The following is a 16,025-nucleotide window of genomic DNA, read 5'->3' on the forward strand; positions in this document are numbered from 1 at the left end:
TAAGACGTAAGCGAATTTGATGAGGGTGGTTGAGATGGATGCAAAAGCAACGAAGCAAGGTGAGCCCCGGTTTTCTCTGGTATGTCGCGCCGTGGTTTACCAGCTTTGTCTGATGATGGCTCTGCAGCCAGCACATCCTGCATTTGCAGGAGGGATTGCGGTTGCAACCGGTAACACCACCCTCAATCAGGCCGGTAACGGTGTCCCCATCGTCGATATTGCTACGCCCAATGGCGCCGGGTTATCCCACAATATTTATCACGATTTCAATGTCGGTCAGGTGGGCGTCATCCTCAACAACGCCACCGGCCAGCTGACTCAGACCCAGCTGGGGGGGCTGATCCAAAACAACCCCCACCTCAATGGCCAGGCGGCCAACCTCATCATCAATGAAGTGGTGGGCGCCAACCCATCGCAGTTGCAGGGCTATCTGGAAGTGGCGGGGCAGCAGGCCGGGGTGGTGGTGGCCAACCCCAATGGCCTCACCTGCGATGGCTGCGGTTTTATCAATACCCCCAATGTGACGTTGTCGACCGGCAAGCCGGTGCTGGATGCCCATGGTCAGCTGCAGATGCTGGATGTCAAACAAGGGGCATTGACAGTGGGGGGTAAGGGGCTGGATGGCAGCCGCCAGGCATCGGTCGACTTGGTCGCGCGCGCCGTTCAGCTCAATGGTGCCTTGCATGGCCAGACGGTCAATGTGGTGGCGGGGGCCAACAAGGTTAATCGCCAGACAGGGGAAGTCGTCGCCCAGGCAGGCAATGGTCCTGTACCCGAGGTCGCTATCGATACCGCCGCCTTGGGCGGCATGTACGCGGGCAAAATCCGTCTGGTCTCTACTGAACAAGGTGTGGGGGTCAATTTAGCCAACCTGGTGGCCAAACAAGGGGATTTGACCCTGGATGCCAATGGCCGCGTTCGGCTGCGTGACAGTGCTGCGCAGGGGCAATTAACCGTTAATGCACAGGGCAATGCCGAGCTCGGTGGCAAGTTGGCAGCACAGGGTGCACTGACGGCCAATGCCACGGGCGATATCACGCTCTCGCAGAGCCAGCTGGCTGCCGACAGTGCCAAGCTGGCGGGCAAGCAGGTCACCCTCTCAGGCAGTCGGGTGGATGCCCGCACCGTCAATCTGGCTGCCAAAGAGACCCTGACGCAGGGTGGTGAGGTGAGCGCTGCTGAGCGACTGGAGTTGTCTGGTAAAAACGGTCGCCCTTACCGGTCGCCAGCAAAGTGGTGGCGGGGTAACGGTCACCGCCAGCGAGGGGGCGAACCTGCAAGGCACACTGGCGGCGGCAGGCCCCGTGACTATCAAGGGAGGTAGTCGCTGGGTGCAAGGTAAGGATGCCACTCTTGAAAGTCAGGGTCATGTCGATGTTGCCGCGGATGAGGTCACCCTGTCTGGCCGGATGCAGGGCCAGCAGATAGCGATTAACACCAAGACCCTCACCAGCGATGCCAGTGTCACGGCGGGACAAGCATTAGCAGTGAATGCGGAGCGCGCTACGCAACAAGGTGTCATGCACAGCCAGGGGCAACTGAGCTGGCGTGGCGGACAACTTGATAACCAGGGAACCCTCTCGGCCGATGGCAATGGTGAGCTCACGCTCGCTGAACTCAGCAATGGGCAAGCTGGCCAGTTGCTGACCAAAGGGCCGTTGACTGTCACCACCGATACGCTGACCAACCAGGGCAAGGTGGTCAGTGAAGGTGCCTTGGCGCTTACCAATAAGGGCGCTTTACTCAATACCGGTACCCTGGGTGGCGCCCGACTGACCCTCGACACGGACCGGCTGGACAGCCGTGGCATGCTGCTTGGGCGCGATGGCATTGCGCTCACCGGCCGCGAACTTTCTTCATCAGGACAACTGGTGAGCGATGACGCTCTCACCATCGGCGGCCAGTTACTGCTACTGAGCGGCATTACCAAAGGGCAGGATATTGCCATCAAGGCCCATCAGCTGGTGCTTGATGGTACGTTGCAAGGTGAGCGTGTCACGCTTGAGGCGGACCAGATAGCCAGTGGCCAGCAGGGGCAATTGCTTTCTCAAACCACCCTCAACGTGACTGCTCGCGAGGCAGTGCAAGAGGGAACCTGGGCCGCCAAAGGGGGGATGGGTGTTAACATCGGCACCCTGCTTAACCGTGGCACCTTGGCCAGTGATGCAACGCTTCGCTATCAGGGTAACACCCTGGTCAATAGCGGCACCCTCTCAACCCAGACGCTGGATATACACGCGCAACAACTGCGCAGCAGCGGGTTGCTGCTGGCAGCGCAAGCCGGGCAGATAACGAGCCAGACCCTGGACAACCAGGGACGCCTGCAGGCAGGCGGTGACCTTACCCTTAACACCACCGAGCTGCTCAATAGCAACCAGCTTATCAGCGGCTTGGCGCTGGCTATCACTACCGGCACCTTTACCAACAGCGGCACCACGGCTGCGGGTACCACCCTCGCCCTGCAGGGCGCGACGCTGACCAATCATGGCAAGTGGGCGGCTGGGGATGCCTTGCGTGTCAAGGCTGACACCGTCATTCAGGGGCAAACCGGCATCACCGCCAGCAACAGCGCCCTCGCCATCGATGCCACCACCCTGACGGGGCAAGGTGTCTTCTCGGCCAAAGGCCCCCTGGCCCTCAAGGCGACAACCCTCACCGTCGATGGGCAACTGCACAGCGACGATGCCTTGACCCTCGACGCCGACCAATTGACCTTGGCGGGCAGTGGCTACAGCAAGGGCGCGCTCAATCTTCGCGCCACCAATGCCACGCTCAATGGCACCCTCACTACCTTGCAAGATGCCAACCTGCAACTGGGAAGCAGTCTGCACCACAATGGCCGCATTAACGCCAATCATATTACGGTCAGTGCGGCGCGCGTGGATGGTAACGGTGACCTCTACGCCGAGAAAGCACTCAGTGTGAACGCCAACCAGCTTGCACAAGACGGCACCTGGCTCGCCAAAGAGAGCGCGAGCCTGCGCGGCGACACCCTGCAACTGGGTGGCACCCTGGCGGCACTCTCCGGGCTTACCCTCAACGCCAGCTCCGCCCTGGGCAGTAGCGACAGTGCCAAGGTCATCGCAGGCACTCAGCTCGCGGTGACCGCGCCGACCCTGCGGTTAGCTGGACGCTGGCAGGCAGGCACGGATGCCACCGTCACCACCCATCAACTCACCCAACCCGGTGACCTGGTGGCGGGCGGTAAGCTGCATTTGCAGGCAGATAGCTGGCAAGCGGAGGGTTCAACCCAAGCGGCTGGCACAATCGATGCGACCCTCACTGGCCATGGCGAGCTGGGGGGGCGTGTCAGCAGCAACAGCGATATTCGCATCACCGCCAACACCCTGACCCAGCGCGGCGAGCTGCTGGGGCAAGGTAATGTCAGCCTTACCGTACAAGGCATGTTGAAACAGATGGGCAAGCTGATGGGGCAACAAAGCCTCACCATCAGTGCAGACCAACTTGACCAGCAAGGTGAGGTCGTTGCAGGCAACAGCCTGGTCAATGCCCGCACCGTTAACCAACAAGGCAAGTGGCTGAGCGGCGGGCAATTTAGCTATCAGGGCAAGCAGCTCGATAACAGTGGGCAACTTCAGGCCACCGATATCCACTTGCAAGCCAGCCAAACCAACAACCGTGGCAGCGTACTGGCGCAAAACCAGCTGACCCTCACTGGCGAGCGACTGGGCAACCTGGGACAGTGGCAGGCCGGGGCGCAAACCCTGACCCTCACCACCTTAACTAATGGCCAAGGGGCACAGCTGCGCAGCCAAACCAATGGCATTATCAATGCGCAGCAGCTCGATAATGCCGGTCAACTGGTTGCCCAAGGTGCCCTGCAAATCAGCGGCAATACCCTCAGCAACCAAGCCAGCGGCCTAATCAGTGCCGATACCCTGACCCTGCGCGCCGACACCAGCCTCAGCAGTGCGGGCATCCTGTTTGGCTTGCGCCAACTGCTGGTCACCAGCACCACGCTCGATGGCAGCGGTCAACTGCTGGCAGGCAGCAAGTTAGGCATCGATACCGGGCGCATTACCCAGATTGGCCAATGGCTCTCGGGGGGCGATTTGGCGCTGAAGGTCGGCAGCAGCCTGACAAGTCAGGGGAGCATCAGCGCCAAGAACCAGCTTGAGTTGGACGTGCAGGGGGACTGGCTACACCAAGGCCAGTGGGTGGCGGGCAATGGCCTGCGCGCCACGACCACTGGCGCACTTGATAACCGGGGGCAACTTATCAGCACCGGCGCCCTGCAAGTGGGCGCCAGTAGCCTTGATAACAGCGGCAGTTTGCAGGCGGGCAGCACGCTACGTCTTGATACCAGCGGGGCGCTGCACAATACGGGCATGATAGCCAGTCTGGGTGACCAAGGTTGGGCGGGCGAGACGCTCTATAACGAAGGCACTTTTTACAGCGGTGGCCATTTGTCGCTGACCGCCAACAGCAACCTGACCAACCAGTACGGTACTCTGCTTGCCGAACAGGGCGCTGCGCTCAAGGTCAATCAGGGTCAGCTTATCAACGCATCAGGCACCATTGATGCGGGTAATGGTGAGCTGTGGTTGTCAGCTCGGGATGTTATCAATAAGCGCGCTGTTTTTGATATCTCGACCACCCGAGAGTCATCAAATCAGCAATTGCCGTTGAACTTGTACTTGTCCGCGGGTGACTCATTGCTACCGGAACATCAGGTTGTGTGGTCATTCAGCCATTTTCAGCCTAGTGCTAGTTTTTATTGGCGTCGCTCGGTGACGTTTTCGGGCGAGCAAGATGTCAAGCTCCAGTTATCCAAACAAACGCAGGAAGTACGCAGTAGTAGCTCTGCGAGCCTTATATTGTCGAGTGATGATCTCATCATTGATGCTGGAGCATTAACGAATGATGCCAGTGTGATAAGTGCTGGGAGAAACCTGACCATTCATGCTGGCGGCATTCTCAATAAGTCCTATGCACTCGGCGGCAGTATTGAGTATGCGGATTATGAGTTTCAGGGGTTAAAAGATGCCGGAGCCTCGTATCAGGGAGGGCCTTCTAGTCCACCAGAATATGGTTTTCCTGATGCTGAACTTTATTACAAGTTAACAGGGACACATCAAGAACAGACCGATACAGGTAGTGTCAACGCCCTTATATCCGCAGGCGGCAATCTGAACGGCACCGTGGCCGGCATGATTGACAACGTCACCATCAAAGCCAATGCGGGTCCCGTTTCCAGTACCACGACTCGCCCTGAGCTTGCCAATGTTGCGGTTGACGGCCCGAATGGCCCGAGCTGGCAGGCAGGCCCGAATGCCCAGCAAGTCACCTTCACCCCGGTGGGCGAACCCAACGGCGTGCCGCTGCCGGATTATCCGGTGCCGGGCGGTGGCAGTGGCCTGTTTGTGGTCACCGACAAGCCCGATAGCCAATATCTGATAGAGGTTAACCCGCTCATTAGCGAGCTGGGCTCGGCGGGCAATGCCGCGCTCTCCAATATCGACCAGGCGCTGGCCGCCGCCGCGCAGGCCAGTGGCCAATGGGATAGCTGGCAGACCATTAACACCGCGCAGCCAGACGCGCTACCCGATGGCGCGGCACTGACTCAGGCACCCGCTGTCGAGCAAAACCCGACCTGGACGGACCTTGGCACTTTCTTGGGCTCTAACTACTTCTTTGCGCAGCTTGGGTACAACCCGGAGCGCGATATCAAGCTCTTGGGTGATGCAGCCTTCGATACCCGCGTTATCCGCGATGCGGTGCTGGCCCAAACTGGCCGTCGCTTTATCAATGGTGAGATGGGCTCTGATTTAGCACAGATGCGCGCTCTGATTGATAACGCTGCGCAAAACCAGCGTGAACTGGGCTTGATGCCGGGCGTCGCCTTGACGGCCGCCCAAGTGGCACAGCTCGGCCGTAGCATGGTGTGGTGGGAGCCGGTGTGGTTCAACGGCCAAATCGTACTGGCGCCCAAGCTCTACCTGACCGAGGCCGATAAACGCCACCTCTCGGGGAGTGTCATCACCGCGGGCAATATCGACCTCAAAGCCGGTGGCATCAACAACAGCGGTACCCTCTTGGCCGATGGTACCCTGTCGCTTAAAAGTGGCAGTACCCTGACCAACCAGGGCGCGCTGCAAGCCGGTGGCGACCTCACCTTGCTGGCGATGGATGACCTCTTCAACCAGGGGCAGATATCCGGCCAGGATGTGACGCTTGCCAGCGCCAACGGCAGCATCATCAACCAGACCCAGACTGCGCAGCGCCATGTGGATGTCAATGGCATCCTCTCTGATGTATTGAGCGACCAGACCCGCTTTAGCCGCACCGACATTGGTGATGCCGCCAGTATCACGTCGGCTGGCAATCTGTTGTTGCAGGCGGGTAAGGATATCAACCTCTCTGCCGCCGAGCTGCTGGCGGGCGGCAATATGGCCCTGCTGGCGGGTAACGATATCACCATCGGCAGCACCGAGAGCCGCCATACCTGGGAAGAGGGACAAAACCGCTTCTCGCGCATCGACCAGTTGATGAGCGAGCTCAATGCCGGTGGCAATCTCTCCCTCACTGCGGGCAATGACTTAAACCTGGTGGCCTCAACGGCTGAGGCCAAAGGCGATGTGAGCCTCAGTGCGGGCAATAACCTGGTACTGGCCAGTGAAGCGAACCAGACCAGCGACGATGTGCGCCAGGGCAGCAAGCACACCATCGACCGCACCACCACCCAGGTCGGCGCCACCATCTCTGGCGATAACGTGAGTCTGAGCGCAGGCAACAACCTGCTGGCCCAGGCCAGCACCCTCGAGGCGCAAGGCAATGCCAGCCTGCAAGCCGGTGGTGAACTGCAACTGCTCACGGCTGACAACGAGGTTTATCACTTCGAGAAGAGCAAGAGTGGTGGCACCTTCAAATCCAAAACCACCGAGATAGAGCAGCGGGATGTGACGGCGCAGGGCACCACCATCACAGCAGGTGGCAATGTAAGCCTCGCTAGCCAAGGGGACATGACCCTCAAAGGCAGCGATATCAAGGCCACAGATAGCCTTGCTATTGACACCGATGGTCAGCTCAACCTGTTAACCGCCACTGACGAGCACTTCTACCGCAAGGATGAGCAGAAGAAGGGCTTCACTGTCACCGCTCAGGGCAATGGCACCAGCTCGACTACCGAGCGGCAAAACCAGCTCGAGGGAGGCGACATCACCATCAACGCAGGCCAGGGCGTGCTGCTGCAAGTCGGTCAGCGGGAGGGGGAGACCCTGCAAGCGAACCTCACAGCACTGGCAAACGAACCGGGCATGGCCTGGGTCAATCAGGTCAGCCAGATGCCGGGCGTGAAGATGGAGGCGGTGCAAGAGGCCTATGAGCAGTGGGATTACAAGCAGCAGAGCCTCAACCCCATCGTTGCGTCGGTGATTGCGATTGCGGTGGCGGCCGCCTCGGGCGGTACTGGTGCGGCCTTACTGGGTACACAGACAGCTGCGACCACCGCCATGGCCAACACCGCCTTTGCCACGTTGGCGACCCAGGCAGCCCAGTCCATGGTGCTGCACGGTGGCGACCTCTCTGCAGTGCTCAAAGAGCTGGGCAGCAGCGCCAATATCAAGCAGTTGGCCATCTCGGTCGCGACAGCGGGAGCGCTAAGCGGCTTTGACCAGTGGGCAGGGCTCGACAGTGCGGCCAAGCAAGCCAACAACCCGTTTGCCCAACCGGGGGCGGCGGACTTGATGAGCTGGGACACCTTCAATCGGGTAACCGGCCACGCCACCCTCAGTGCAGGTATCAATAGCACCATCAACGGTGGCAGCTTTGGCGATGCGTTTAAAGACAGCCTGCTGGCCAATATTCAGGGGGAAGTGGGTAAAGCCACTGCCAATTGGATAGGGGATCAAGGCATTAAATTTGATGCTGCCAACAGCCCGTTGGCAGAGGCTGGAAAAATCGCCGCCCACGGAGTGACCAGCGGCGCCATTGCTGAAATCACCGGTGGCAAATTTGCTGCAGGGGCTGCTGGCGGTGCCATGTCTGAGATTGCCAGCAACTGGAGCCTGGGTGCCTTTGGCGGCAACGAGGAGTATCAAGTTGCCCTCAACAAGGTGCTGGGTGGCCTTGCTGCCGCGGCCGTCACTGGCGATGAAAACCAGTTTGATACCGGGGCTGACCGAGCGGAGACGGTGCATCGGTATAACTACTTAAGCCACCAACAGAAAGCGACCCGAGAACAGGATTTTGCCTCGTGTCAGGGGGAACTGCTGTGTATCGCCCAACATGGAGCAAAGTGGGAGGCCATCAGTCTCTTGCAAGAAACCAGCTTTGGTGCGGGCATGTTGGCTGGTGTTCCCGCTGGGGTAGTGGATAGCGTACAAGGGTTGGTGCAACTGGGGCTGAACCCCGCTCAGACGCTGGGGGCGTTGAAGGAATTAATCAACAAAGGCGAAATTCTTGGTAATGCCAAAGAGGCAATAAAGCAGAGTTATTTGGCTCGGATTGAGGCAGCTGAGGCCCAATACCAGAAGGCAGGATCCAGCGGCTCGTTCAATGCTGGTGTGGAGTATGGCAAACTGCTGGCTGAGGGGGCTTCGCTGGCCGCTGGGGGCGTAGGCGTAGTCAAAGGCGGGGCGCTGCTGACCGAGAAAATCACTGCCAAGTTGGTGAAAGAGGGGGTTAGTGATGCGTTAATTTTGGGTAGTAGAACCCAGTTGTCAATAGACTCTCAACAGCTCATTAAAAATGCAGAAGTTATCTCTACGGCTAAGCCAGGCGTGCAATTTACTGCTCCACGTAACTTGAATGAGCAGGTGCTCTGGAATTTAGTTATTGATACCCCTTCATTGGGCCAGCCACTAAGAGGTATGAATAAAGATCCTCGCTTCCCTACTGATGCTGGATTTCAGAAAATGCAGGCTACACACCAGTTACCTGATGGGACTAACATAACGATCCATTACCAATATAACTTGAATACAGGTAAGGCTTACGATATGAAGATAACAACACCAGAGCGAAAAAATCTTCAGCCAGGTAACTCTATTGTGGGTGGAAACTAATGAAAATAAAGAAATCAGAAACGGAGATAATGGTATTTGCTATTTATTGGCTTCATGGAAAAACATATTTTTATGGCCTTTCAAAAGGATATGAAGGTTTGCTTGCATACGACGCAAGTGAAGTCGAGGTGTTAGAACCTGAATTAGGAAGTGACTATATGTATATGGATGATGGGGTGTTTTATAAACCCTTGATTGAAGAGAATATTCTTGATGAATTAGTGGAGGCAGACCCAAGCGCCTACCAACGTTTTCTTGAGATATTGAGAGCTGCTGGTTCGATTAACGAAGTGTAATTGGACGCCGCGAACACACCACCATCAACGGTGGCAGCTTTGGCGATGCGTTTAAAGACAGTTTGCTGGCCAATATTCAGGGGCAAGTGGGCAAATCGGTTGCTGGCGTTATCGGCGATAACGGCAATGCATTGGGCGAGGCTGGCAAAGTGGTGGCCCACGGAGTAACCAGCGGCGCCATCGCTGAAATCACCGGTGGCAAGTTTGCGGCAGGCGCAGCAGGCGGTGCCATGTCTGAGCTGGCCAGCAACTGGAGCCTCGGGGCCTTTGGTGGCAACGAGGAGTATCAAGTTGCCCTGAACAAGGTGTTGGGTGGGCTAGCAGCAGCGGCCATCACTGGCGATGAGCACGACTTTGATACCGGGGCAGATCGGGCAGAGACGGTGCATCGGTATAACTATCTGGAACATAAGGAGAGATCGGAACGGGACAGCCTGCTGCGAGAGGCTCAAAAAGGCAATCTGACAGAGGCGCAGCAAGAGCGACTGGCCGCGCTGAACTTTAAAGATGCGCTCAGTGACGAAACGTTGTTGAAGGCTTGTATAAGTGGCAGTGCCAGCGAATGCCAGGCGGCATCGTCAGGATGCGATTACGAAGGCAGATACCTACCCTAATCTGGGTTACCAATACCCAAAAGAGTCGTTAGCGGGTTATCAGCAGATCGAACGTCTGCTGGCAGGCACCACCGGGAGTGGGGAGCTCGCGTTGAGGTCCTTAGAAGGTGGTTAGTTGCTGCAATGAGATCGAGTGATGGTATTAAAAATAGCTTGTAATGAGTAATGGTCGATATAAATGCTAATCATGAATAAGGTATACTAGATGCGTTTATTACTTTTGCTGGTTTTTTTTCCTCTTGTTGTATTGGCGGCAAACTCACCAAGTACCAGTTCTAACTGTGATGGTATGGTTACCAAAATTAAAGAATATTCAACGTTGAATCAAGAAGATCTCAAGACTCTTAGATATAAATTTTTAATTATACATTGGATGACTTCCGTCTTCGTTATGGCTCGGTAATTGATGACACAATTACTGAATTGGAAATGTCGACAGCGCTGACTCATGAACAAATCGGGCATCACGTACTTCGTAAATTACGTGTATTGGAATCATTTTATGTCAATATGGGATTTCGATTTTATCGAGTTGCTCAATCCCAAAAATGGGAACAACTTCATCAAGAATGCATCGACATGGATGGGAAGTGGTCCGCTATGTGAATAAGTGCAAAGTTCAAGTGGGCATCGCATTAAATCAGGTAAGAAATTTGATGTCCTGTTCGTCTTGGTAAATAACGGTAAGATCAGTTTCGAGTTTAACAAAAGAAAGAAAAGGCTTGATGGTTGTGAAGCGGATGAGCTGGCCATTATAAATCATGGCTTGTACTTAAGACTGTCGGTTTCTGCTGAAACTGATTGGAAATATTATTAACACAGGACCTTTGTCAGGAAGGGTTATGAAAAGTAAATTTTTCTTTGCAACTTTATTCATATGCAGCATTAGTGGTTATGCTAGTCAGCACAACCCTGAAAACGAAGACATAGAAAGCAATGTTTTAGGTGTGTGGGAGAATAAGATCCCTGGCATAAATTGTCATGAAATACGTGACTTCAGAAAAGATGGTATTGCATATGCCAGTGCGGCAAATCAATTTCTAAAGTTAAAATACAGTATTAGCCCTACCCCGACAGCCTCAGGTTTTTATAAATTAAATGAATCAGTTTTATCAGACAATAGAGGCCATGACTGCTTTGACAGCCCTATGTCAGACATACAGGACTACAGTTTTTATTTAAAGTTTTCAGCATCCCAAAATGCGTTTGCAGTATGTCTAGAAGAAAACATTGATACATGCGTTTCCCTCTATGTGAAAAAATTGCATAAAAAACAACCTGAATAAACAAGGGGGGCGCCCTCTGGGTGAGATCGCGCACGATTTTTGGGTATGTTCATCTTGTTTGAACGGTTCCTATGGTATTAGAAGTCAATTACTTTGGCCGATACACGTCAACTCTCCTGCCACTGGGGGATAGCCGATGTGAACGCGGACGGCACAACCGATCCGCTGTGCGATTGAGTTGAGCGTACACTTATTACCAATGTGGCAAAGCCCTCTTTAACAGGAGCTCTGCGTTGATGAATGCCCTGTGTTGACTCACCGTTTCTACTGCGCAGTCATAGACAGCTATTGATCCGGTCAATTGATTTGGATAACGATTTAAGAGGTATCAATGAAGCAGTATCAAAACTGGTTGGCCCACTATCTGGTCTGCCGTCGTGATGGCGATCATGCCATGGCGGCTGAATTGGCTTGCAGCATCTGTGGATTTTGGCAGGCTAGAGGCGATGAGGCTGAGCATGCCAAGTGGCAGAGGATCTATCAGGATCACTTACAGCAAACCACCTGACGAGCAAGGCTAATGGCCATGGACGGCGCCGCATCAGCGTTATGCCTGTCAGGTGGAGCCGCAGTATATCAGCCTCTCATGCGAGACAAAAAATAAAGGAAGCGGCCCTTATGGGCCGCTTCCTTATGCGGCTGGTAATCCACTTTCGACGAACTCCGCCCAGGTATCCATCATAGGCCTACGCTGGTCCAGCAGGTCAGTGCGGTGGTATGCCGCTTCCACCTTATTTTGGATAAGGTGCGCGAGTGCTCGCTCAGCCAAGTCCCTGGGATAGCCTTGTTCGCTACACCAATCCCGGAACGTTGAACGAAAGCCATGAGCAGTAGCCAGCCGTTCAGGCGTCGTGCTTGGGGCCTCGACTCTTCTGAGCAGGGTGGTCAGTGCCATATCTGTGAGCGGTACTTGTTTACGTGGGGACGGGAAAACCCATTCACCATGCAGCCCCCGCACCTTCTCCAATACGGCCATAGCCTGAAGAGATAACGGAATGCGGTGAATGACTTGGGTCTTCATCCTATCAGCCGGAATGGTCCAGGTTGCAGCATCTAGGTCGAGTTCTTCCCAGCGCATGCTTCTCGCTTCACCAGAGCGGCAGCCGGTCAGGATCACGAACGACAGTAGGGCTCGGCTGACATCAAAGCGCTCTGCATTCGCCAAGTGCTGTTGGTAGAACGCTGGCAGTATCCGCCAATCCATCGCTGGTTGGTGCTGAGTGCGGATTGCTTTACTGGGCTGTAGTGGCAGAAGCTTATCCACGACATCGACAGGGTTTGCTTGGCAGAAGCCATGAGCCCATGCCCAGGCCATCACAGCATGAAGTCTCTGTTTCACGCGGGTGGCGGTTTCCGGGATTTCCAGCCAGATAGGCTGTAGTACACTGGCGATATGTGCCGGGGTGATGGCGTTGATAGGCTGCCGACCGATGATCGGGAAGGCGTATTGCTCCAGGGTCGAGATCCATTGCTTCCCATGCTTGGGGTTACGCCAGCCGGGTAACAACTGCTCGTGCACCTGACGAGCCGCAATTTCCACTGTGGGTATCGCAGGCTTACTGGCTTCTTCTTTCTTTATCTCCAAGGGGTCCAGTCCCTTGGCCAATTGTTCGCGCATCAGGCGAGCCTGGTTGCCCGCATCGGCAATAGAAATTTCAGGATAGATACCGAGCCCTGCGTTACGTCGTTTGCCGGTCATAGGGCTGACATAGCGTAATACCCATTTCCCACGCCCTTTCGTGGTTGAGGGATGCAGGGTAAGGCCGGTAATGCCGCCATGAGGTAGAGGCTTGTCATCGGGTTTGATGCTACGTGCTTTCGCATCAGAGAGGAGTGCCATAACAGATCCTTGATAAAGGCATGGTATGCCATTCAGTATGCCACTTTGAGTTGGTTATGGTTAAGTGGGATTGGACAGGGATGAACAAGGTTTCAGTGTAAGTGTATGATTTTGATTGGTGAAATGAATTTGGTTGGAGTGTGTCGGGCTTATTTATAGCGGTCGTCCGCTCCGCCAGTAACAAGAAGCCCAGTCTAACGACTGGGCTTTTTTCGTTTCCGACCATTCGACACCCGCTTTTACCATTATCCCCCCCCTCTTCCTTTCTCTATGCCGAGCCATCTTGATGATCGCCGCTGGCTTTAGTTGTCGTTATAATGGCCGCCCTCAAGCAAGGTGATGGTATGACAGCAGAATATCTACAGCGATTCGGGGGCATTGCCCGTCTTTATGGTCAGAGCGCACTTGGCTCCTTCAGTCAGGCCAGGGTCTGCGTGGTGGGGATCGGCGGGGTAGGCTCCTGGGCGGCGGAGGCGCTGGCCCGTGCCGGCATCAACCAGATCACCCTGATCGACATGGATGATATCTGCATCACCAACACCAATCGCCAGATCCACGCCATGCAGGGTACGGTTGGTCGCCTCAAAACCGAGGTGATGGCAGAGCGCATTCGCGCCATCAATCCGGATTGCGAGGTGATCGAGGTGGATGATTTCGTCACGCCCGACAACCTGGCCGAGCATATCAAGCGGGAGTTTGACTATGTGGTGGATGCCATCGATTCAGTCAAGGCCAAGGTGGCGCTGATTGCCTTCTGCAAGCGCAACAAGATCCCTGTGATTGTGGCGGGTGGTGCCGGCGGGCAGATGGATCCGACCCAGATCACTGTGGCCGATCTGGCCAAGACCATTCAGGATCCGCTGGCGGCCAAGGTACGCTCGGATCTGCGCCGGCTGCACAACTTCAGCAAGAATCCTGCTCGCAAGTTCGGGGTGGAGTGTGTCTTCTCAACCGAGCAGTTGAGCTACCCGGATGGTCAGGGTGGCACCTGTCAGGCCAAGGCGGCCAGCGATGGCTCCATGAAGATGGATTGTGCCTCTGGCTTCGGGGCCGTGACGCCGGTGACGGCGACCTTTGGGCTGGTTGCCGCCTCCCGGGTATTGAAGAAGATTGCCGAACGGGGCGCTAGAGCCGAACGTCTGGCAAGTGAAACGACAACAGCGATAGAAGCACCCTTGGCCAGTGATCAGGCCGACGCCTGATCCCGGATTGCCAACACGATAGCCCTGAGCCCGTTACCCCGTGACGGGCTCAGGTGTTTTTCCAGCCCCAGCTCGGTGAAATAAGCCTCCATGTCAAAGGCCTGAATCACTTCTGCGGATTGGTGGTTGAGCGCCGCCAGTACGATGACGATGAGGCCGCGGACTATGCGGGCATCGGAATCACAGGCAAAGTGCCAGCATCCATCCTCGGAGCTCTCTCCTTTTAGCCAGGCCAGGCTCTCGCACCCTTTGAGGCGAAACTCCTCCTGCTGCCACTCGGGCGGCAGTGCAGGCAGCCGCTTGCCGAGCTGGATGATGAGCCGGTACTGGTTCTCCCAGCCGTGAGCGGCGGCAAACTGCTGGCGGATGGTGTCGGCGTTGGGCTCAAGGCCGATTTGGGTATAGGTTACGAGGCTGTTCATTCGGTGGTTTGCCTTAGAAGAAGTCACTGAGTTTGTGCAGGGCGGCCAGCAAGGCGTCGACATCGTCCCGATTGTTGTAACAGGCCAGTGAGGCGCGCAGGGTGCCGCCGATCCCGAGTGATTCCATCAGTGGCATGGCGCAGTGATGGCCGACTCGCAGGGCGATCCCCTGCATATCGAGCAGGGTGGCGGCATCTTGCGGGTGGATATCCTCCAGCAGGAAAGAGACCGCTCCGGCACGTTGGTCGGGCTCGCCGACCAGACGCAGCCCCGGCACCTGCTGCAAGCCAGCGACCAAATAGTCGGTCAGCGCCTGCTCATGGCTGGCGAGCCATTTCCGGTCTTGCCCCATCACAAAGTCGACGGCGGCGGCGAGGCCGATAGCGCCAGCAATATGGGGGGTGCCCGCCTCGAACTTGAAGGGCAGGGTATTGAAAGTGGTGCCGCTGAAACTGACTCTGTCGATCATCTCGCCGCCCGCCTGCCAGGGCGGCATGCGTTCCAGCAGTTCGGTTCTACCCCACAGCACACCGATCCCGGTTGGGCCATAGAGCTTGTGGCCGGAGAAGGCGTAGAAGTCGCAACCAATGGCCTGCACATCCACTTCAAGATGAGCCACCGCCTGGGCGCCGTCGATCAGCGTCACGGCGCCCACCGCTTTGGCCGCCGCCACTATCTGTTCGACCGGATTGACGGTACCGAGGGCATTGGAAACGTGAGCCACGCTCACCAGCTGGGTCCTTGGCCCCAGCATAGCGTGATAGGCGGCCAGATCGAGATCGCCCCGCTCATCGAGGGGAATGACCCGGATAACCGCGCCGGTGCGCTGGGCGACCAGTTGCCACGGGACGATATTGGCGTGGTGCTCCAGCGTGCTGAGGACGATCTCGTCCCCCGCCTTGAGCTCGCTCATTCCCCAGCTTTGGGCCACCAGGTTGATCGACTCAGTCGTTCCACGGGTCCAGATCACCTCGCGGCTGTGGGGGGCGTTGATGAAGCGGGTGACCGCCTCGCGGGCGGCCTCAAAGGCGCGGGTAGCGCGACCACTCAGGGCATGGGCGGCGCGGTGCACGTTGGCGTTGTCGGCCCGATAGTAGTGCGCGATGGCATCCAGCACTGCTTGCGGCTTCTGGGTGGTGGCGGCGTTGTCCAGATAGACCAGAGGGTGGCCGTTCACCTCCTGCGCCAAGGCCGGAAACTGGCCGCGCAGTCGGGCGTGCTGTTGCTGATTCATGCTCCCCTCGTCATCATCTGGAAAAGTCGGCCATGATCCTGAAAATGGCGTTCGAACACAAGGCGCACGATGCTAGCCGACTGATGGTGTGTGGCGCAGCGATGC

The 16,025-nt window shown here is 56.4% G+C and carries 10 protein-coding genes; 7 read left to right on the plus strand and 3 right to left on the minus strand.

Annotated elements, in window-relative coordinates:
* The first annotated feature begins 112 nt into the window (after positions 1-112).
* From WJM78_RS01330 to WJM78_RS01355, 6 genes are all read left to right on the plus strand, one after another.
* The gene (locus tag WJM78_RS01330; protein WP_339012859.1) at positions 113-1,324 is read left to right on the plus strand and encodes a filamentous hemagglutinin N-terminal domain-containing protein; all 1,212 of its coding nucleotides are present in this window, start codon (positions 113-115) and stop codon (positions 1,322-1,324) included.
* A complete protein-coding gene (locus WJM78_RS01335; protein ID WP_339012862.1) occupies positions 1,305-9,026 on the plus strand; it encodes a DUF637 domain-containing protein in 7,722 nt (2,573 codons plus the stop codon). Before WJM78_RS01330 ends, WJM78_RS01335 begins: the two co-directional genes overlap by 20 nt.
* Positions 9,026-9,322, plus strand: coding sequence for a hypothetical protein (locus WJM78_RS01340; protein ID WP_339012865.1), 297 nt, complete (start codon positions 9,026-9,028; stop codon positions 9,320-9,322). The genes WJM78_RS01335 and WJM78_RS01340 overlap by 1 nt, the downstream gene beginning before the upstream one ends.
* Before the next feature lie 23 nt (positions 9,323-9,345).
* Complete coding sequence (locus WJM78_RS01345) at positions 9,346-9,936, plus strand: DUF637 domain-containing protein (protein WP_339015714.1); 591 nt, start codon at positions 9,346-9,348, stop codon at positions 9,934-9,936.
* An 842-nt stretch (positions 9,937-10,778) separates the two neighbouring features.
* Positions 10,779-11,222: a hypothetical protein gene (locus tag WJM78_RS01350; RefSeq protein WP_339012868.1), complete on the plus strand. Its 444-nt coding sequence runs from the start codon at positions 10,779-10,781 to the stop codon at positions 11,220-11,222.
* Between the two features lie 331 nt (positions 11,223-11,553).
* The gene (locus WJM78_RS01355) at positions 11,554-11,730 is read left to right on the plus strand and encodes a hypothetical protein (protein WP_339012870.1); all 177 of its coding nucleotides are present in this window, start codon (positions 11,554-11,556) and stop codon (positions 11,728-11,730) included.
* Positions 11,731-11,853: 123 nt separating this feature from the next.
* On the opposite strand, the gene WJM78_RS01360 is transcribed toward WJM78_RS01355, so the two are convergent.
* Complete coding sequence (locus WJM78_RS01360; protein ID WP_339012873.1) at positions 11,854-13,062, minus strand: tyrosine-type recombinase/integrase; 1,209 nt, start codon at positions 13,060-13,062, stop codon at positions 11,854-11,856.
* Positions 13,063-13,406: 344 nt separating this feature from the next.
* Between WJM78_RS01360 and tcdA the strand changes: the two genes are divergently transcribed.
* Positions 13,407-14,264: a tRNA cyclic N6-threonylcarbamoyladenosine(37) synthase TcdA gene (gene tcdA, locus WJM78_RS01365; protein ID WP_212514844.1), complete on the plus strand. Its 858-nt coding sequence runs from the start codon at positions 13,407-13,409 to the stop codon at positions 14,262-14,264.
* Here the strand turns inward: tcdA and WJM78_RS01370 are convergent.
* Together WJM78_RS01370 and WJM78_RS01375 are read right to left on the minus strand one after the other, a co-directional pair.
* A complete protein-coding gene (locus WJM78_RS01370) occupies positions 14,249-14,686 on the minus strand; it encodes a SufE family protein (protein ID WP_275931066.1) in 438 nt (145 codons plus the stop codon). The genes tcdA and WJM78_RS01370 overlap by 16 nt on opposite strands.
* A gap of 13 nt (positions 14,687-14,699) precedes the next feature.
* Positions 14,700-15,920: a SufS family cysteine desulfurase gene (locus WJM78_RS01375; RefSeq protein WP_275931067.1), complete on the minus strand. Its 1,221-nt coding sequence runs from the start codon at positions 15,918-15,920 to the stop codon at positions 14,700-14,702.
* Between the last annotated feature and the right edge of the window lie 105 nt (positions 15,921-16,025).

Origin of the sequence: Aeromonas popoffii, from assembly GCF_037818705.1 — a bacterium.
GTDB lineage: Bacteria > Pseudomonadota > Gammaproteobacteria > Enterobacterales > Aeromonadaceae > Aeromonas > Aeromonas popoffii.

Bases quoted from the DNA above. Each gene is read 5' to 3' on its own strand.
- WJM78_RS01330 (WP_339012859.1), top strand. From the start codon at position 113: ATGATGGCTCTGCAGCCAGCACATCCTGCATTTGCAGGAGGGATTGCG.
- WJM78_RS01340 (WP_339012865.1), top strand. From the start codon at position 9,026: ATGAAAATAAAGAAATCAGAAACGGAGATAATGGTATTTGCTATTTAT.
- WJM78_RS01350 (WP_339012868.1), top strand. From the start codon at position 10,779: ATGAAAAGTAAATTTTTCTTTGCAACTTTATTCATATGCAGCATTAGT.
- WJM78_RS01355 (WP_339012870.1), top strand. From the start codon at position 11,554: ATGAAGCAGTATCAAAACTGGTTGGCCCACTATCTGGTCTGCCGTCGT.
- WJM78_RS01360 (WP_339012873.1), bottom strand. From the start codon at position 13,062: ATGGCACTCCTCTCTGATGCGAAAGCACGTAGCATCAAACCCGATGAC.
- tcdA (WP_212514844.1), top strand. From the start codon at position 13,407: ATGACAGCAGAATATCTACAGCGATTCGGGGGCATTGCCCGTCTTTAT.
- WJM78_RS01370 (WP_275931066.1), bottom strand. From the start codon at position 14,686: ATGAACAGCCTCGTAACCTATACCCAAATCGGCCTTGAGCCCAACGCC.
- WJM78_RS01375 (WP_275931067.1), bottom strand. From the start codon at position 15,920: ATGAATCAGCAACAGCACGCCCGACTGCGCGGCCAGTTTCCGGCCTTG.